The organism is Paenibacillus caseinilyticus (genome assembly GCF_027533645.1).
In the GTDB taxonomy this organism is placed as follows: domain Bacteria; phylum Bacillota; class Bacilli; order Paenibacillales; family NBRC-103111; genus Paenibacillus_G; species Paenibacillus_G caseinilyticus.
Genome location: NZ_JAQAGY010000007.1, coordinates 49,798 through 69,866, shown reverse-complemented (window position 1 = coordinate 69,866; position 20,069 = coordinate 49,798). Strand labels below are relative to the sequence as shown.

Sequence of the window (20,069 nt, the reverse complement as noted above, 5' to 3'; positions counted from 1 at the left end):
ATCATAACGGCATGGCCAATGCAATAGAAAATGAACTGCCACACACACCAAGGATAAGCAGGAGGGTACTATGTTACACGAAGAATGGAGCAAGTGGCTATTGGCCTCAATGATCATCAGCGCAGCCTGGAACTTGGATTCGCCCCGGGCCAGTGCGGCCCCTTCCGTTCCCGTCCAAATCTCGACGGTATTCACCGACGGATCGACCATAGATGCGAAGAACGCGGATGCCGTACAGGAAGCGGTCCGGCGCGGACTGTTGTCAGGCTATCCCGACAACACGTTCAAGCCGAATCAACCGCTGACCCGGCAAGAGCTAGCCGTCCTGTTGACCCGGGCCCTGCAGCTGCAGCCGGCGCAGAAGGGCGCCTTCGCTTTCGGGGACACGGCGGGCAGCTGGGCGGCTCCCTACATCGAAGCTGTCCGCGTGGCGGGGCTCATGGATGGGGACACGGACAGCCGGTTCCGCCCGAGCGAGCCGGTGACCCGCGAGGAGCTGGCGGCCGTATTCGTCCGGGCGGTCGGCGGCACGGATGCACAAGGCGGCGAGAGCCCGGCGCTCCGTGACGGCGGGCAGGTCAGCCCCTGGGCGGACGGTGCGGTCCATGCGGCCCTCCGGCTGGGACTTATGTCTGCCGAGGAGGAGAAGTTTGCTCCGAATCAGCAGCTGGAGCGCCAGGATATCGCCGGTTTTTTGATCGATATCTTCGAATCCAAAGAACGGAGGGCGACGATCACGAAGATTGACGGAGACGTCGTCTTCATCGATGGCAAGCCGTTCCTGATCGGAGAGCAGCTCCGCACACTCTTCGGTGATCAGAATGTGGACGCTCTCCAAGGTGCCGTACTGAACTTCAAATCCACCAACAAAAGCCTGGATCAACTGACGGAGCTGGAGCTTACCCGAAGCGGATCGGAATCACAGCCGTCCGTCCTCAATTTCACGGGAACGCCATTTCACGGACTGCTCAAAATCAGTGCCGGCCGGATCCGCATAACGGGTGATACGCTCGCCCGCATACAGCTGGAACAAGGCGCCGGAGCGCTGGAACTGAATGTGAAAGCGGACCGAGTGACGGTAAAGACGGAGAGTCCTCTTGAGCTTACCGGGAACGGTAGCTTCGGGAAGCTGGAATTCGCCACCGGGAAGGCCCGGCTCCGTCTGGGCGGCGGGCTCACGATCGGCGAGCTGGACATGCCGGACGGCATACCGGCTTCCCAAGTCATTGCGAACTATGATCAAATCAAGGGCCGGATTACGGTTCAACCGGCCGGGACGCAGTCCAGCGCACCGGCCGTCTCTTCGGGCAGCGATGATTCCTCCTCAAGCGACGACACGGGCTCGGACCATACTTCAAGCCCGATTCCAACGGTACCGGTGCCGGATCCAGAACCGACGCCAGATCCCGAGCCGACGCCAGATCCAGAACCGACTCCAGATCCAGAGCCAACGCCGGATCCTGAGCCGACGCCAGATCCAGAGCCAACGCCGGATCCCGAGCCAACGCCAGATCCTGGGCCAACGCCGGATCCAGAGCCAACGCCGGATCCCGAGCCAACGCCGGATCCCGAGCCAACGCCGGATCCGGAGCCAACGCCAGATCCAGAACCGACTCCAGATCCCGAGCCAACACCGGATCCTGAGCCAACGCCAGATCCAGAGCCAACGCCGGATCCCGAGCCGACGCCAGATCCAGAGCCAACGCCAGATCCCGAGCCAACACCGGATCCTGAGCCAACGCCGGATCCCGAGCCAACGCCGGATCCTGAGCCAACACCGGATCCTGAGCCAACACCGGATCCAGAGCCAACGCCAGATCCAGAACCGACGCCGGATCCGGAGCCAACGCCGGATCCCGAGCCAACGCCAGATCCAGAACCGACGCCGGATCCCGAGCCGACGCCAGATCCAGAGCCAACGCCGGATCCAGAGCCAACGCCAGATCCAGAGCCAACGCCAGATCCGGAGCCAACACCGGATCCTGAGCCAACGCCCGATCCCGAGCCAACGCCGGATCCTGAGCCAACACCGGATCCTGAGCCAACACCGGATCCAGAACCGACGCCGGATCCTGAGCCAACGCCGGATCCAGAGCCAACGCCGGTACCGGTTAACCATGCCCCGAAGCTGCAGAACAGCATCAGCGATGTGGAAGCCCATGTCATGGACGGAGTCCAAACGGTCTCGCTCACGAATGTATTTGCGGATATCGACGGAGATGTTTTGACATACGAAGCACTGTCTTCGAATGCCGGCGCAGTCAGCGTGGCCCTGCAGGGAACCGACCTGATCCTCATTCCGGCGAATGCCGGTACGGCAGCCATTATAGTGACGGCGAGCGACGGCAAAGGCGGTACGGCGCAGACCCAGTTCAATGTGACATTCAACGCGGCAACCGGCCTGTTTTTCTCGGAGTTGGTATGGGGCGTGCAAGACGATTTTCTCCAGGCCATCGAGCTGTATAACCCGACAGGGCAAGCGATGGATGCCAGCAAAATCCGGATTGAGCGGATCAACGGCGGGGAGCCGATCCAAATCGATAATGGAACCATTCCAAGCGGGGCCGCGTTTACGATCGTCGAATCCTTTTATTCAGGCGAAGACATCCCAGTGGATTACAATACCATGATGGGGTTCTATAATGACAATACTTCCGGGCCGGTGGAGCTGCGCTTATATTACGACAATCAATTAATGGACATCGCGTTCTTCCAACCTTACAAATCACTCGGCCGCAAGAGTGGAACGGTCCAAGGAAGCACGCAATCTTATGATGGCGACCAGTGGTTCGAGGAGCCGGACAACTACACGGGAGGCCTCGGCCAGTACGCTGCGCAAGAGATCGAATAAAGGGGGACGGAAGGGTATGACGAACAAACATTGGGTGAACCGCAGGTGGATGACGGCCCTGCTCGCCGGCTCCTTGATGGTCCCATCGGGCGTACAAGGCGCAGCTGCAGCGGAAGCCGGCATGAACCCTGGCTCCTTCCTGGATATTCAGTCGGTGTCCCCGGCACTGCTATCGACGATCCGGCGCAGCAGGGAGCTGGGGTTGTTCGAAGGGGACGCCGAGGGTCGATTCCATCCCGAAGCTCCTTTGACAAGGCAGGAGCTGGCCGCCATTTTGGCCAGGGCACTCGGGCTGCCTCTGCAGCAATCCCCATCCGCTTATTCGGATGTCGATGCGACGGCTTGGAGCCATCCGTCGATCGAAGCGCTGCGGGTGTCCGGCATCATGGAAGGGGACGGGCAGGGCTTGTTCCGTCCGAAGGGGGTCGTCACCCGCGAGGAGCTGGCCGTTACGCTGCTACGGGCATCGCGGCTGGCGCTGCATAAGGGCGAAGGCGCAGCCGCCCCCGCTGCCGACTGGGCGCACGTGGCTCCTTGGGCGCGCGACGCGGTACGTACGGCCCTGGAGGAAGAGATCGCGGATGCCTTGGACGGCGGTGAGTTCAAGCCTCAAGCCGCCGTCACCCGCGAAGCAGCGGCCGGCATGATTGTGGAGGCCTTCTTCCCGGCGGGCCGCCTCTCGGTAATCCAATCGATAGACGGCGGACGAGTACAGATCAATGGGATCGGGTATGAGGTATCGGATCATGTCAAAGGGATTCTGAGAGAGGGGAACCAGGCGGCTCTTGCCGGTGCCCGGATCGGATTCGAATTCAAGGGGCGGACCATCGAACGCATAACCCGGCTGGAGCTTAAGGCAAGCGGCACCGCTCCCCTAGACGGGGAGGCGGAGTTCAGCGCCAATCTTTCATTGGACGGGCAGGGAAGCGTCCTCGATGGCGATTTGATCATAGCGGCCAACTACATCACTGTCACCGGCCTCACTGTAGCTCGGGATCTGGGGATTGGGCGGGAGCTGCTCAACGATTTTTGGGCCCGCGATCTTATTGTGAAGGGGAGTGCAAGCGTTGACGGCGGAGACCGGAACACCGTGGTCTTCGAAGATTCCCAGCTGGTGGACGTAACCGTAAATAAACCGGACGTTCGTGTCTTGTCCTCCGGCTCTACAACGGTTGGCCGTATGGAGGTCCATACGGATGCCGTCATCGAATCGGGCGCTGCAGCCAAGATCGGCCAGATCACGCTCGGAAGTGGGGCGCAGACCGTAAGCTTGGAGGGGACCATCGGAGATATCGTGATCGCCGGCTCCGACCCTTCGAAGCTGGAGGGGAAAGCCGGTATCGCCAGAATCACCGTGAACGGGAGCGGAGCCTTGACGCTCGGGGGCTCCGTTACGGTCGGAATGCTGGAAGTCAACAACCCTGCTGCGCAAGTGACGGTAGAGACTTCCGCCGCTGTAGGCAAGGTTGCCTTGGCTGCCGGGGTACCCTCTTCCGCTGTTGCGGCTCCCACTTCCACTGTCGCAGCTCCCTCAGCCTCAGCGGGAGGCGGCAGCAGTTCATCCGGCAGCAGCTCATCTTCCTCGTCCACGTCTTCCTCCGGCAGCTCGGGGACGCAGAATACGGCGCCCAAACTCGTCGCGCCATTCGCGGATCCGCTGATGATTCTGCTCAGCGACGGAGGCTTAGGCCTAGACCTGAACAGTTACTTTAAGGATGACGAGCAGTCCGTGATCAAGATCGACGCTAACATCCCGTTATCGAACAAGGCTGCGAAGGCTTCCGTTGCAGGCAATCTGCTGACTCTCACCCCGCTTGCCAAAGGGACGGCCAAGGTTGCCGTGGTGGCGGACGATTTGAAGGGGAAGAAGGCGAGTGCTGCGTTCGGCTTGAAGGTTCATGCGCCGGTTCCCGAACAGAGCATCCTCTTCGGCGCGGGAGACGTCCAGGTCAACCTGGATGACTACTTCGAGAATGCGGATGGAGGTCTGGAGTATAGCGTCACTCAGGACCGTCCAGGTGCCGCTTCCGTCAGCCTGTCGGGGAGTCTGGTCACGGTGTCGCCGGCCATACCCGGCACTGTCAACGTCGCGGTAACTGCCGTACAAAAAAGCAGCCAAGTGACCCAATCCTTCGCGGTTAAAGTGGCAGCCCCAATGCCGACGCCGACCCCGGCGCCTGACCCGGACCCGTCGCCAACACCGGTGCCTGACCCGAATCCGTCGCCAACACCGGTGCCCGACCCGGAACCAACGCCAACACCGGTGCCCGACCCGGACCCGTCGCCAACACCGGTGCCCGACCCGGAACCGTCGCCAACACCGGTGCCTGACCCGGACCCGTCGCCAACACCGGTGCCTGACCCGGACCCGTCACCAACACCGGTGCCTGACCCGAATCCGGCGCCAACCCCGGTGCCTGACCCGAATCCGGCGCCGACCCCGGTGCCTGACCCGAATCCGGCGCCAACCCCGCTGCCTGACCCGGACCCGTCGCCAACACCGGTGCCTGACCCGGACCCAACGCCGACCCCAGTGCCCGACCCGGACCCGTCGCCAACCCCGGCGCCCGACCCGGACCCAACGCCAACACCGGTGCCCGACCCGGAACCGGCGCCTGTGCCTGATCCAACGCCTGTACCGGTCAATCATGAGCCGACGATCCTTCAGCTGCCGGCCCAGCGTCTGGAGACAGGCGGGAGCGCGGGTGAAATGGATCTCGCACCCTATATGTTTGATATGGACGGCGATGACCTTACGATGTCTGCCGTCTCCTATGATCCGGCAATCGCTGTAGTCACCCTGGCCGGGAAGGTTCTCACGGTGACACCGGTTGGCCCCGGACACACGAGTATCGTTGTCACGGCGGACGATGGGCGGGGAGGCACCGCTTCGTCAAGTTTTGCCGTCGAGGTACAGCATCCCAATCAAAAGCCTGAAGTCATCGGCGCCATGAACGAGCAGGTGCTCACGCCGGGATACACGATCCCGCGCACTTTCGACTTGGCTGCGCTGTTCCGCGATGGGGACGGGGATGCCTTGCGTTATTCGGCTGAAGTGAGCTCTACCAATACGGTAAATGCCTCGGTGCAAGGCAGCCAGCTGACCGTTACGCCGGGGAACATGCTGGGGCGCGGCTTCGTTACCGTGACGGCTGAGGACGGCCGCGGGGGAAGAGCGGCCTATACGTTCAACGTAAGGACAGCTCCGCTAGTTCCTAACGGATTGATCCCCATCCGGACCAAGCTGGGCGTATCCGGCATCAGCTATGATCTCGGGGAGCTCTTCCCGAATCAATCGTCCTTCGTCGTGTATAAGGGGAATCCGGGAGCCACATGGACCGGCCCTGAGGAGCTCAGCGGGAAGATCTTGACGCTCCCGGCAGCCAATGCCATCGTATGGGTTGTCGGCGCTAACGGATATGCGGCTATTTTTGAAGTCACCGCCGAGGCGCAGGGCAGCCCGACACCTTACTTCGCCCAGTATCTGGATGGAGGAGACGGGCGGATTGCCTTCCAGATCTACTACAACGGCAGCGGAGAGGCGGCAGGCAAGATAGAAGGCTACGAGCTCGAGATGCACCAATGGATGAAGCAGACGAACCGGTATCAAGTTACATCGAAGCCGATACCTGCGATTCAAGTGAATATGCCTTATATTTTTATCGATTCGATATTCTATGACGCCTTTGATATCATGAACATTTGGTACTACAACGAAGAACTGCCGATGTACAATCCGGCCCAATACGATACCGTTGCGCTAGTGCTCAAAAAAGACGGCCGCATCATCGATGTGCTGGGGAATCCATCGTCGAAGGTGCCATTGCTGCCAAAAGGCGGAACGATCGTACGAAAGTCCGGCATCTCCACCGGTTCCGGGGCCTTCTCGGCCGCCGGAGAATGGAATGCCTTCCCTAAGGGCACTTATCAGTATATGGGCAGTCATACGCCATAACGGTACTGCTGGACCATGCGAAGAAAGGATCTGCTGCGGCGGATTCTTTCTTTTTTTGGTAGAAATAGGGGGCTATGATAGAGGTTTCTTCCGGAATATGGTAATCTGGATGGGGCAGAGGCGAGGAGGTTCGTTGGACCCCGGATTGCCAGCTGCCATGACAAGCTGAGGGAGGACAAGGATGCACAGGCGGCCCTTAACGATCGGCATTGCAGGTGGAACAGGCAGCGGCAAAACCACCTTGAGTCATGTTCTGGCGCAGGGGCTGGACGGATACACAGTGAAGGTTATCCATATGGACAAGTATTATCATGAACGTAGACCGGTAACTGCGGCGGCGTTCTCCGGGAAGACCTATGAGGATTATAATGATCCTCTGGCTGTGAATATAGACCGGGTGCTTGAGGACTTGCAGCACGCGGACACCGGCGAAGATGTGGTGATCGTAGAAGGATTCTTGGCGTTCCATTATCCGCAGCTGAGAGAGCGGATGGATTATAAGGTATACATGGACTGCCAGTCGGATGAGAGACTTGCCAGAAGACTCGGGAAGTTCAGCGGGGAGCGGTATTCCGCGGAAGAGGTGGTACGGGAGTATCTGGATCTGGTCCGATACCGGCACGATCTCTACGTGGAGCCCACCCGGTGGTATGCGGATCTGGTACTGAACGGTTCCTGGAAGGAGCAGAAGGGAAGCCGGATGCTGCTGGAGTGGATTCAGTATAAGCTAGCCCGTTCCAGCGGGGCCTGGCTAACATAAAAAGCAAAAAACGAGGGGAGAGAACCGCATTGTTGTCCGTGCTCCGCAGAACAGCGTTGGCCGCTGCTTTATTCATGTTGGTTTCGACCGACTGCGCGTTAGCGTATGACGTTCCACTGCAGCCTTTTGGCGACATAACGAATGAAGCGTGGTTTCAAGACGAGGTGTATTCGCTGTCGGCACTGGGGATGATCGACGGATATCCGGATGGAACTTACCGCCCCGATGGCATGCTTACGCGGGAAGCTTTTCTCAAGTTATTCGTGAGCGCGCAGCGCGTGGATCTCGCGGCATTGCCGGCCGCAGCTCCTTCGGATGTGAAGAAGGACCGGTGGTCCTACGCTTATGTCGCTGCCGCCTACGAGCGGCAATGGATCGATTTTATGCTCGATGACAGCAAGACCGTAGATCCGGAGCGGGTCATTACGAGGGAAGAGGTGGCTGCGGTTGCCGGCAAAGCCCTGCTCGGCGCCGAGCCTGCAGAGGAACGCAGCCTGTGGCTGGAGGAGCGGTGGAAAGAAGAGCAGGGAAGTCGCGCTTATCCGGATAGCGGCGCACTGAACGGGAGCCTGGCACCGTATATCTACTATGCGGTGAACAAGGGGGTCATGGAAGGCGATCAGGCGGGTTTCCATCCCAAGCAGCCCCTGACCCGCAAGGAAGCGGCTGCAATCGTCTACCGCTTACTTGACGCGCAGCTCGCGAAGCAGAAGCTTGCGAAGACCGGATTCTACGCCATTCGCTCCTATCCGGCACTTCAGCGGATGCCCTTGCTCGACCAGGTAACCTTCGGATGGTCGCATCTGGAATATTCCGCTCCCGGAGTCGCGAAGCTCAATACGGAGACGACGGAATACAAGATTCCGAGCGGGTGGGAGGAAGCCGTGAAGGCGGCTGATGACGCCCGCCTACACAAGGAGCTCATGGTGTATTACGGAGACTCGAACCTGAAGGAATTCCTGAGGGATGAGGCCGCCCAGGGTTCTTTTATCGAATCATTGAAGAAGGTGGCCGCCGATGAGCGGTACGGCTTTGACGGGATATGTATGGATTTGGAGGGACTGCTGGAGCCTGCCAGCGCGGCGGATTATGTGCGCTTTCTGACACGGCTCAAAGAACATCTCCCGAAGACCGCGCTTACGGTTGCCGTGCAGCCTGATTATTACTATAAGGGCTATGACCTCAAAGAAATCGGCAGACTGGCGGATACGGTGATTCTCATGGCCTATAATTTTACGCACGACAGCAGCCGCTTGCCGTCGGCCCCGCTTCCGCTGGTAGCCGATACGGTGAAGCGGACGCTGGCCTACGTGCCCAAAGAGAAGCTCGTTCTTGGCATCTCCAAGCAGGCCAACCAATGGGTGGCCTCCGCCGGTCAGACGCAGTCGTATAATCCCGAGATCGCCGAGGTGGAGAAACGTCTGGCCGCTCCCGGCGTTACCCAGTATTTGAGTTATCCGTATGGGCTGAGACGGCTCGAGTTTCAGGATGAACGGGGCGCGCATGAAGTGTTCTATGAAGACGCATCAAGTATCGGCAAGAAGCTGTGGCTCGCGAAATATTACGGACTCAAAGGCGTTTCGTTATGGTATATGGGCAATTATACAGAGTCCGATTGGCAGTTGTTCAAGAAGGAACAGGGATAAGGGGCGAACCCAAAAGGGAGCTGCCGGAGCAGCTCCCTTTTCGCTTAGCCTAAGACCTCATGGCAAAATCGTTCCAGCGGCGCAACGTCGGTAATGTTCTTGTTGCATTCCCGGCTGTCCAAGCACATATAGTTGCCGACCGCTTTATAGTAATCGGACGAAGCATGGGCCGGTCTTGCTTTGGAGACCGCTGTATACAAGGCGGATTCCCCATGCTTGCCGCAGAGAAAGCAGATGCCTTTTTTGTTCGTGGGGGTATATCTGCCTTCGATCCCGGCAAGTTGGCCGTTCAGCGGATAGACGATGAACAGCTTGTTGGACGAGATATCGACCCATCCGAGGTAGGTAAGATAGCGAAAGTCCACCGCGAGATCGGGCATCGGCAGCTTCTTGGCTTTGGGGAACAGCTTCCGGATCTGCTTTTCTGTGATCTGCGGAAACTCCGTCATGTACGATTCTACCGAACGGAGATAGAGCTGAAAATCTTCTGATTTGCGCAAGGCGGAGATGCCCGCTAATGGATGCTGCAGGCCATCTGCCGTGTCCGGGAGAAGCTCTAAGATCCTGGATTCCGTGCTGCCCCGTACGGATTCGACGACTCTCGGATCGGAGACGGATTGGCAGGCGTGCTGCAGGTGACCGATTTGTTTCTTGATCCAATTATAGTGATGGTTTCTAATAAATGGTGCGCTCATGGCATGTCAGCCCCTTATTTTTGGTGTGGATAAAAGAATAAGGTGCAAAGCCAAGTATTAGAAACGATGCCGGCTATGTCGGGCGATTCAGATTGGTACGTCCGCCCCATGCAAAGGATCGCCTCCAATAATGGGCTTTGCATGAGTCGTTCCAGCTCCGGCAAGCGGATTTGCCATGGATTACCACCTCCTGGATTCTTAATATTATAAATGAAATCCCCTTGTGATTTCAACGGGACCTTCTGGGATACGAGCGGTTGAATCCGCTGTAATGCGGTAGAATAGGATAAAAGATGAGGACAACTATCCCATCTATCGAAACAGGAGGAACCGACAGTGGAAATAGGGATAAGCACTTTCGTAGAAACGACGCCGGACGTAGCGACCGGCAAAGTAATCAGTCATGCGGAGCGCCTGCGCGAAGTAGTCGAGGAGATCGTTCTTGCCGATGAGGTGGGCTTGGACGTATACGGCGTGGGTGAGCATCACCGGAGGGACTACGCAGCATCCTCGCCTGCGGTCGTTCTGGCTGCGGCCGCCTCCCGGACCGCACGGATCCGGCTGACCAGCGCAGTCACGGTGCTGTCTTCCGCCGACCCGGTGCGCGTATTCCAGGACTTTGCCACACTGGACGGCATCTCGAACGGCCGTGCGGAGATTATGGCGGGCAGGGGCTCGTTCATCGAGTCCTTCCCGCTGTTCGGCTATGAGCTGGATCATTATGACGAGCTGTTCGATGAGAAGCTGGAGCTGCTGCTGAAGCTGCGCGAGTCTGAGAAGGTAACGTGGCGCGGGGGGCACCGGCCGGCGATCGAGAATCTCGGCGTCTATCCGCGCCCCGTGCAGCATCCGCTGCCGGTGTGGATCGGCAGCGGAGGGAACTCGGAATCCGTGATCCGTGCCGGCCTGCTGGGTCTGCCGCTGGTGCTGGCAATCATCGGCGGCTCTCCAATGCAGTTCGCCCCGCTCGTGGAGCTCTATAAGAAAGCGGCCGCCCATGCCGGGCACGATCCATCGCAGCTGCCGGTGGCATCCCACTCCCACGGGTTCATTGCGGAAGATACCGAGCTTGCCGCCGATACCTTCTTCCCGCCCACGCAGCAGGCTATGAATGTCCTCGGCAAAGAACGGGGCTGGGGACCTTACAGCCGTGCAACCTTCGACGCGGCCCGCAGCTTCGAAGGAGCGCTATACGTCGGGGATCCGGAGACGGTGGCCCGCAAAATCATTGCCTTGCGCAAGCAGGTGGGCATCACGCGCTTTTTGCTGCATGTTCCCGTGGGCACGATGGCGCATAAGGACGTCATGAAGGCCATCGAGCTGCTCGGTACCGAAGTGGCGCCGCGGGTCCGCCAAGACATATCGGCCTGGGAGGCCGAAAGCGGGCCGCGGGTCTAAAGGGCTGACGGACGCTTGTGCCGTCGTTTCCAAGGATGAAGGAGCTGGCCTGCTGGCAGCTCCTCTTTCCCATGCCTGGTCATGCAGCGCAAGGGCAGGGAGGTGTTCGTCCGCGGCAGGCCGGCAGGGGAGCCACGTTTTGAAATAAGGGAAAATTAGTAATTTAATGTATGATAATGTATAATAGTAAGCGGGTTGCACGGCATTGCCGAAAAGCGCTGTGCAGACTGCGGTCCCCATGAATGCGAACGTAAAGGAGCGATGTCATGAAGGAAGAACGCCGGGAATAACCGATCTTGTTGTCGCAGGAAGCCACGAATCCGATTCGGCCCGGCCGAAACTGGCAGGCCGATGACTTACCCGAAAGGAATCATTCGTTATGCATTGGTTTATTATCAGCGCCGAAATCTTGTTCTGGGTCTTTGTTGCCGCCGGATTAATCGCAAGATACGTATTCCGTATGAAGAAACTGGGCGCACTTTTTCTGTTGTGTACTCCCGTCATTGACCTGCTGCTCTTGTTGCTGGTCTTCATCAGCCTGCGCAGCGGGGCGGAGATTACAACCGCCACGGGCTTGGCGGCCTGCTATATCGGGATCACAGTCGCATTTGGCCACCGGTTGATTCGGTGGGCGGACTTGCGTTTCTCCTATTGGTTCGCCAAAGGACCCAAGCCCGAACGCAAGTATGGATCCGAACATGCGAGGGAGGAGCGGATCAGCTGGCTGCTGCACCTGTTAGGGTGGGCGATCGGCAATGCGCTGCTACTGGCCATGATCTACTATGTGGGCGATCCGCAGCGCACTCTCCCTCTTACGGGCCTAATGACCGTTTGGGCAGTCGTACTCGCCATCGATTTCATCATCGCCTTCAGCTATACTTTGTTTCCGAAGAAGCGCAAGGCATAGGAATCGAAGGGGCGGCCGCCGCGCTGGACTTTCATGCCCGCAGGGGCGAGGGGGATACCGGCGGCCGTTCCGGCTTATGTCCGACGATTAGAATTTTATATCTCACTAGGGCTCGATCCTGTCATCTTATATTCTTGTTTCTCAACGCGGAACCGGTCGTCGGAACCGCCGTACACCCATCCTTCCGGATCCTTACTTCGCCAGCCCTCGAGGGCGCCTCGTCTTGCCTCCCGGCGATCCCACTCGCCCGGAATCCCTTCCGACCCGTACACAGACATCAACGCAGGAACCCAGCTCCTTCTTCCAGGCACGGTTACCGATACCCGTATTTCTCCGGCCGCCGTGCTGCTTATTTGAACTAGTAGGAGCGGACGTGCTGCCGGCTTCGCGAGCGGATATCACTGAATCATCCGATGGTGAATTGATCGGCAGAGTCTCTGTTGGCAGGCCGCAGGCCGCTCCTGGAGCGGGATTGCGCCTTCATCTCCTAAAACTTTACAAAATCTGAAGGGATTTCTCCAAAAAAAACGTCTGTTACCTGTTTTCAAAAAGTGAAAGTTATCGTATTATGGGAAATATTAGGACATGGTGATTAATTAAGTAAATTCATGCAATATGTGTTCTAATTGGTCTGTTAAAGTGAATATTCGGTAGATCCAGAAAGGTGGTTTCTTGTGTCGTCCGCATTGTTGACAGGTAAGAATATCCTGATTATGGGCGTAGCCAACAACCGCAGCATTGCATGGGGAGCGGCCCAATCTCTGGCATCCGAAGGAGCGCAGCTGATATTTACATACGAGAATGAGAGAGTGGCGGAGCGGGTGCTGAAATTGGTGGATACGATCCCGGGCGCCATCGCCTGCCCATGCAATGTGCAGAGTGAGGAAGAGCTGGACTCGCTGGCCGTCTTCCTGAAGGAGAAGGTCGGGGTGCTTCACGGTTATGTGCACAGTATCGCGTACGCTAGGCCGGAGGACCTGGATGGCTTGTACGTCGACACGAGCCGGGAGGGCTATACGCTGGCTCAAGAGATCAGCGCTTACTCGCTTGCTTCGGTGTCCCGGCGCATCTATCCGCTGATGACCGAGGGAGGCAGCATCGCCACCCTGACGTACATCGGGGCTGAACGCGCGATTAAGTATTACAATGTCATGGGCGTGGCCAAAGCTGCGCTGGAAGCCAGCGTGCGTTATCTGGCCAACGACCTGGGCGATTACGGGATCCGCGTCAATGCGATATCGGCCGGCCCGATCCGTACCCTCGCTGCTTATGGCATCAAGGACTTTAACGCGATGCTGAAGCAAATCGAAGAAATTACCCCGCTTCGCAAAACCGTCGACACCTCCGAAGTAGGGGACACGGCTCTGTTCCTGATGTCCCGTCTGTCCAGAGGCATCACGGGAGAAGTCATCCATGTGGATGCTGGATACCATATTACGGCTATGTAAGGAGGAAGCCCGCTTGCTCATCACGCAAACGCAATGCCGCCTGATTACGCCGGAGGGGATCATCGCCCGCGAGCGGCTGGAAGAGGATACCGCAAGATTCACCCGGATGCTTGCACTTCTGGGTGTCACCCGGGATGACCGGGTTATCCTGAAATCGGCCAACTCCTACGGTTTCATCGTTGCCTTGTTCTCCCTCTGCTCCCTTGCCGTCTCGGTCACGGTGCTGGACGAGCAGACGGTTGCCGACGAAGTCGCCCAGATCTGCGAAGAAACCGGTGCAAGTTGGCTTCTGACCGACAGAGCTCCTGAAGAGCCGCAGGCGTCCGTTCTTCTCATCGGGGATATCCTGAGGGAGCTGGAGGCAGCCCCATCTCCGGGCGGAGAAGGGGAGGGAAGCGGCATCGACTTCACCCGGTGGTGCGCGAGGCCAGACGCCCTGATCCTGTACTCCTCCGGTACGACAGGCCAACCGAAGGGAATCGTGAAGGCCGGAGCGGCTTTCATGGACAACATCCGTTACTCGATCACCGCAATGAACTATGTGCCGGCCGACTGCATGCTGCCGGTCGTCCCATTCTCCCACTTCTACGGCATCTCCCTCATCTTCTCCTGGTGGCTGACTTCCTGCAGCTTTGTCATTTGCAACCCCAAGAATCTCTGGAGCGTCATCGCCAGCATCGCCAAGGACGGGGCGACCGTCGTCGACGCCAACCCTTCCGCATATTACACACTGCTTCGCATGCTGCACCGCAAGCCCGAACAGCTGGAGATCGTGAAGAAGGCTCCCGTCCGGATGTGGTGCGTCGGCGGCTCCCCGCTGACCCAAGATCTCGAGGACCAATTCACGGCGGTGTTCGGTCAGCCTCTGCTGAACGGCTACGGACTCTCCGAGCTGGGCAATGTGACGCTTGGCACGCTGGAGCATCCCGAAGGCTGCGGCTATCCGCTTCCGGGCGTGGAGCTGCGTATCCTGGATTCCGCCGGTATCGAGCAGGAGGAAGGCAGCGTCGGCGAGGTGTGGATCCGGACGGAAGGCTGCATGGAAGGCTATTTGAACCGGCCGGAACTGACGGCCTCCGTCCTTCAGGACGGATGGTTCAAGACCGGCGACCTCGGCTGCTTGAACCATGGAATGCTGCATGTGATCGGACGCAGCGGGAAGACCGTGAACCGGATGGGCTACATGGTCTCGCCGGTCTATATCGAAGACCGGATCGGCAAGCTGGGGCAGCGCTCGTCCGTGGTGGCCCTCGAAGATGAGGCGAAGGGCACCCTGCTCGTGGCCTTCGTCGAAAGCGAATCTCCGCAGTCACTGCCTGCACTGCGCAAGGAACTCAGCAGGCTGCTGCCCACCTACATGTACCCCGACTTGCTGCTGTCGCTGCCGAGCTTCCCCTTGAACCGCAACGGGAAAGTGGACCGGCTCGAGATGGAACGGATCGCACGCCAGAGGGCGTCGCTGCCGAAGGGAATCTAATGACAACGGTCCGGACAAGAAGCGTTGCGCGTTCAGATGTCCGAGAGGTGAAACCTTTTACCCAACCTAATCTATAGAAGAAGGGATGAAGTCACGATGAGTATGAACCTGGAACTGACAAGGGAAGCGTTATTTATGGAGAGACACGGGGCCATAGTGAAGTGCCTGGATTATTTGACCAACCAACGGCAGGAAGTGCTGGACATTCTCTCCCATATTTCGTGCTACCGCGCAGCCAACGCCGAGATCGACTCCACGATCCTGACGCTGCAGGGCGCCTTGGAGGAAGTTCGCACACACCAGCCGGACTGGCAGCAATCTATGGCCGTCTTCATGCCCTCGAACGTCATCTTGTATTCCTACGCGCTGTATCTCTTGATTCCGTCCTTGTACGTGGAGAGCATCGACTTCCGCCCTTCGTCCCACGTAGCCGAATATGTCGGCATGCTGCATGACAAGCTGCATGCCGTCCACGGACTGCCGATCGTCAACCGCAAGGTCAGCCAGAAGGTATTCATGGAGAACTCCGTGAAGCAGGCTAATATCGTGGTGTTCACGGGCAGCTACACCAATGCCGAGCAGATCAAGAAGCAGATCCGCAAGGATCAGCTCTACGTATTCTTCGGACAAGGGCTGAATCCGTTCATCATCGGTCCGGATGCGGACATGGAGCTGGCAGTGGCCGACGTGATCCGCATGAGACTGTTCAACTCGGGTCAAGACTGCCTCGGCCCAGACATCATTCTCGTTCATCAAGACGTCGCGGAGTTCTTCAAGAGCCTGCTGATCGAGCGGGTCGAACAGCTGACCTTCGGCGCCAACAATGATCCAGACGCGCATTACTCGCCTATTTTCTATAAGGATACGCTCTACGCGGTGTCCGAATATTTCAATACGAACGACAAATACATCATCTACGGGGGCGGCATCGACTTCCGCACGAAAAAGATGGAGCCGACCATCCTGTTCAGCGAGATGGACCAGAATCTGGAGATTATCGAGTACTTCTCTCCGGTGTTCAACGTGGTCAGCTACCGGGACGACGAGCAGCTCGTGAAGCGCATCTCCTCCTCTTACTTCAGCGAGCGGGCGATGGGCTGCAGCCTGTACGGCTCTGCGCATCTGGCGGATACCCTGCGCAAGAAGCACACGCTGACGATCAACCAGACGCTTGAGGACGTGGATCAGGGGAACAAGGCGTTCGGCGGCTACGGCACGATGTCCAACTACATCTTCCACGACAACCAGCTCGTCTCGAAGCCGATCCTGATCTCGGAGATTGTCGCGGAGTACCTGTCGGAAAAGAGGGCTATGGTATGACCACCAGTTTGTCACCTTGGGATGCCATCACCGGCTACCTCCAATCCGCCGGGGTCCGGCACCTCTTCGGCCTGCCGAGCGACGACCTCAAGCTGCTCGGTTCGCTGCCATCGTCGGGGCTCGAGCTCATCATATGCAAAGATCAGCGCAACAGCGTATTCATGGCGTCGGGCTATGCGCTGACCACGAATTCGCTGGCGGTGTGCGTCGTCGGCAAAGGACCGGCGCTCAGCAATACGCTTACCGGGCTGCTCGAAGCGAAAAGTCTCGGCGTGCCTCTGCTGCTGCTTGCGCTTGGCACCGCCGGGGACAAGCTGGGTACGCGGGCATTCCAGGAAACCGACCAGATCTCGCTCGTCAAACCGCTGGTGAAGTGGGCGTACCGCGTCGAGCACGGCGACCGGCTCGTATGGGCGCTCGAGCGGGCGGCCTTCCTGGCGGTCAACGGGGCACCCGGACCCGTCTACGTGGAACTGCCCGAGCACTTGGCCGACCAGCCTGTGCCGGTGGAGCTTCCGTTCGTGCCTCCCGTCAGACTCACCACTTCACCTTCCCGGCGTGAGCTCGAAGCGGCTGGGCAGGTGCTGCGCAGCGCCCGGAAGCCTCTGATTCTAGTCGGAGGCGGGATGAAACCGGGAAGCGGCGAGGTGCTTGAGCGATTCGCCGAATCGATCGGAGCCGCCTTGTTCTCCACCGCATCGGGGCGGGGAGTGATCGACGAAGACCATGGGCTGTTCTGCGGTGTAGCCGGGCTGTATACGGATATCCGTCTGCGGCGGATCTGGGAGGAAGCCGATGTGGTGCTCTCGCTCGGCAGCCGGCTCGAAGAGACGGCTACCTTCGAGTGGGACGTCCTCCTCAGCGGAACGCCACTCATTCAGGTGAATGTGGAGCTGGAGGATTTTGCCCATCAATACCGGGGCGTGAAGGTGCTTGGCGACGGCTATCAGGCGGTGGAGCACTGGCTCGGGCAGATCGAGCCGGCACCGGGTGGAGCGTGGCTGGAGACGATCCGCAGCCGCAAGGAGAAGGCGTTCCTCCACCGGTCGGAAGCGATGGCGGAGCTGCGCAACTCGCCAGGCGTTCACATCCCGGAACTGCTGGAGAGGCTGCAGGCCGAAGCTCCGGAAGACTTGGTGCTCGTGCAGGAGAACGGCCTCCAGGATATGTGGTCGTACTTTTATCCTTACTACCGCTTCCCTCGAGGCGCGCTCTCCATTGTGCCGAGCGACCAGACGAGTCTCGGGTTCGGGGCGGCTGCCGCCCTCGGCGCCGGTGCGGCCGGCGTTCGTCCGGTCGTGGCGATGGTCGGCGACGGGGCGTTCAACCTGTTCCGCTCGGACTTGATCACGGCGGTGCAGTACCGCATTCCGCTGATCTATCTCGTGATGAACAACGGCGGCTACGGCTGGCTCCAGAATCAGTACAATTACCAGCCGGACGGGGACCGGACGTATCCCTTCGTTTCGGAGGAAGCCAAGGCGGGTCTCGGCATTCCCGCTTACGACTTCGTCGAGACCCTCGTCATCCGCAGCAGGGAAGAGGTGGCCGAGGGAATCCGCCGGGCTTTCGCAGCGTACCGGGAGAACAAGCTGGTCGTGGTCGAAGTGCAGGCGGACCTGTCCGATGTGCATGAGAAGATCCGGCATGTATACGGGGATTTCCCCCTCTACGAGCAGCTCGTATCAGCAAAATAATGAGGCCGAAGGACGTGTTATCGTGAAAAGACGTGTTGTGGTAACGGGACAGGGAGTGGTCACTCCGGTAGGGCATAACCTCCAGGATTTCTGGACTTCGCTTGTAGAAGGACGCAGCGGGATCGGTCCGGTGACCGTATTCGATACGGCCGACATTCCGACGAAGATTGGCGCGCAGGTGACGGGCTTCGACCCGCTGCAGTATATGAGCCGCAAGGAAGCGAACAAGGTCGCGCAGTTCACCCAGTTCGCGCTGGCAGCCGCCCGGCAGGCGGTGGATCAGTCGGGGCTGGTGATCGACGAGCGCAACGCCTCGCGCGTCGGCGTCGTCGTCGGTTCGGGAGCCGGCGGGCTCGACGTGGTAGAAGAGAATTACAAGAAGCTGACGGAGCTGGGTCCGAAGCGCGTGTCTCCTTATTTTGTCTCCGCGATGATGATCAACTCCGCACCGGGCGAGATCTCCATCGCCATCGGGGCGAAGGGGCCGTCGTTCGCTGTCGTCACGGCCTGCGCTACGGGCAGCAATGCGATCGGTGAAGCGCTTCGCACGATCCAGTACGGCACGGCGGATGTCGTGGTGGCCGGAGGAGCCGAGGCGAACTTCAGCCAGCTCGACCTCGCTGGCTTCGCTAACATTCATGCGCTCTCGAGGCGCAATGAAGAACCGCAGAAGGCCTGCCGGCCGTTCGATGTCGACCGAGACGGCTTCGTCATCGGCGGCGGTGCCGGGGTGGTCGTGCTCGAAGAGCTCGAGCACGCGCTGAACCGCGGAGCGACGATTCTCGCCGAGGTGGCGGGCTACGGCTGCACCACCGATGCGTATCACATCACGGCGCCGGATCCGTCGGGCTCCGGGCCGGCGGAAGCGATCCGTATCGCGCTGCGCGACGGAGGCTTGACGCCGGAGGAGATCGACTATGTCAACGCTCACGGCACGAGTACGCCGTTCAACGACCGGATGGAGATCAACGCGGTCCGCACGGTATTCGGGGAGCATGCGCCGAAGCTGGCGATCTCCTCGATCAAATCCATGACCGGACACATGATGGGCGGGGCGGGGGCGGTAGAACTGATCGCGACCGTGCAGAGCATGATCCACAGCAAAGTTCCGCCGACGCTGAACTGCGATAATCCGGAGGCGCCTGAGCTGAACTTCGTACCGCATGTAAGCCAGGAACGGGAAGTCCGTGCGGCGATCAGCAATTCGTTCGGCTTCGGCGGTCACAACGTGTGCCTCTCCCTCCGCAAGTGGCAGGGAGTCTAGGCCATGAGCATAGAACCGATGGAAGCGGACCAAGTGGATCAAGCGATCCAAACGATCCAATCGATCCATATTCCGGACGTGCTGCCCCACAGGTTCCCGTTCCTGCTGGTCGACGGCGTTACCGGCTACGAGACGTCGAAGTGGGCTAAGGGCTACAAGCTCGTCACCTGGAACGAATGGTTCATCACGGGGCCTGAGCCCCACATGCCCTCTACGCTAGTTCTCGAAGCGATCGCGCAGCTGGCAGCATTCGCAACGATCGACGAGAAGGGCATCTCCTTCCTGACCACGTTGAAGGGGGTCGAGGTTCACAGCCAGGCGAAGCCAGGCGACCGTCTCGACCTGATATTCGAGGTGACGAAGCGCCGGCGGGGGTATGTCCTCGGCCGGGGCAGGGCTTCGGTAGGCGATCGTCTGGTGCTGGAGGCGGAGGAGATCGTCTCCTTCGACCAGTCTCGGACCGACGCGAAGCGGGGGGAACGGCGCCAAGAGCAGACGGCGGCGGAATAGGCAGTGAGCTTCAAGCAGATTGACCGGCGACAAGCGGGAGCGGGGCAGAGCGGCATAGGTCCGTTCTGTCCCCGGTCTGTCCCCTGAAGTCCCTGCCTTCCGGCAGGGGAATACAGCAAGCCCATAAGACGGCGGGTGAAT

General features: G+C 59.3%; 13 protein-coding genes. 12 read left to right on the top strand and 1 reads right to left on the bottom strand.

Features of this window, described 5'->3' with window-relative positions:
• The first annotated feature begins 70 nt into the window (after positions 1-70).
• The 4 genes from O9H32_RS12560 (at position 71) to O9H32_RS12545 (ending at position 9,212) form a co-directional block, all read left to right on the top strand.
• Positions 71-2,851 carry an S-layer homology domain-containing protein gene (locus O9H32_RS12560; RefSeq protein WP_269866443.1) on the top strand — a complete coding sequence of 927 codons (2,781 nt, stop codon included), beginning with the start codon at positions 71-73 and terminating at the stop codon, positions 2,849-2,851.
• A gap of 16 nt (positions 2,852-2,867) precedes the next feature.
• Positions 2,868-6,806: an S-layer homology domain-containing protein gene (locus O9H32_RS12555; RefSeq protein WP_269866442.1), complete on the top strand. Its 3,939-nt coding sequence runs from the start codon at positions 2,868-2,870 to the stop codon at positions 6,804-6,806.
• 181 nt (positions 6,807-6,987) lie between these two features.
• Positions 6,988-7,566, top strand: a complete 579-nt coding sequence (locus tag O9H32_RS12550; protein WP_269866441.1) for a uridine kinase family protein — start codon at positions 6,988-6,990, stop codon at positions 7,564-7,566.
• A 56-nt stretch (positions 7,567-7,622) separates the two neighbouring features.
• Entirely contained in the window at positions 7,623-9,212 is a 1,590-nt protein-coding gene (locus tag O9H32_RS12545; RefSeq protein ID WP_269866440.1) for a glycosyl hydrolase family 18 protein, read from the top strand.
• Between the two features lie 44 nt (positions 9,213-9,256).
• Here the strand turns inward: O9H32_RS12545 and O9H32_RS12540 are convergent, their stop codons facing one another.
• Positions 9,257-9,907: a FusB/FusC family EF-G-binding protein gene (locus O9H32_RS12540; RefSeq protein WP_269866439.1), complete on the bottom strand. Its 651-nt coding sequence runs from the start codon at positions 9,905-9,907 to the stop codon at positions 9,257-9,259.
• 336 nt (positions 9,908-10,243) lie between these two features.
• Here O9H32_RS12540 and O9H32_RS12535 point away from each other — a divergent pair, with 336 nt between their 5' ends.
• From O9H32_RS12535 to O9H32_RS12500, 8 genes are all read left to right on the top strand, one after another.
• Complete coding sequence (locus tag O9H32_RS12535) at positions 10,244-11,305, top strand: LLM class flavin-dependent oxidoreductase (protein WP_269866438.1); 1,062 nt, start codon at positions 10,244-10,246, stop codon at positions 11,303-11,305.
• A 379-nt stretch (positions 11,306-11,684) separates the two neighbouring features.
• Positions 11,685-12,212 (top strand): hypothetical protein, encoded by a 528-nt coding sequence (locus O9H32_RS12530; protein ID WP_269866437.1) that lies wholly within the window; start codon positions 11,685-11,687, stop codon positions 12,210-12,212.
• Positions 12,213-12,925: 713 nt separating this feature from the next.
• Positions 12,926-13,660, top strand: coding sequence for an enoyl-ACP reductase FabI (locus O9H32_RS12525; RefSeq protein WP_269866616.1), 735 nt, complete (start codon positions 12,926-12,928; stop codon positions 13,658-13,660).
• A gap of 13 nt (positions 13,661-13,673) precedes the next feature.
• Positions 13,674-15,137 (top strand): class I adenylate-forming enzyme family protein, encoded by a 1,464-nt coding sequence (locus tag O9H32_RS12520; RefSeq protein WP_269866436.1) that lies wholly within the window; start codon positions 13,674-13,676, stop codon positions 15,135-15,137.
• 96 nt (positions 15,138-15,233) lie between these two features.
• A complete protein-coding gene (locus tag O9H32_RS12515; protein WP_269866435.1) occupies positions 15,234-16,457 on the top strand; it encodes an aldehyde dehydrogenase family protein in 1,224 nt (407 codons plus the stop codon).
• Entirely contained in the window at positions 16,454-18,154 is a 1,701-nt protein-coding gene (locus O9H32_RS12510; RefSeq protein WP_269866434.1) for a thiamine pyrophosphate-binding protein, read from the top strand. Before O9H32_RS12515 ends, O9H32_RS12510 begins: the two co-directional genes overlap by 4 nt.
• Positions 18,155-18,173: 19 nt before the next feature.
• Positions 18,174-19,418, top strand: coding sequence for a beta-ketoacyl-ACP synthase II (fabF, locus tag O9H32_RS12505; protein WP_269866615.1), 1,245 nt, complete (start codon positions 18,174-18,176; stop codon positions 19,416-19,418).
• Between the two features lie 3 nt (positions 19,419-19,421).
• The gene (locus O9H32_RS12500) at positions 19,422-19,928 is read left to right on the top strand and encodes a 3-hydroxyacyl-ACP dehydratase FabZ family protein (RefSeq protein ID WP_269866433.1); all 507 of its coding nucleotides are present in this window, start codon (positions 19,422-19,424) and stop codon (positions 19,926-19,928) included.
• The last annotated feature ends 141 nt before the right edge of the window (positions 19,929-20,069 follow it).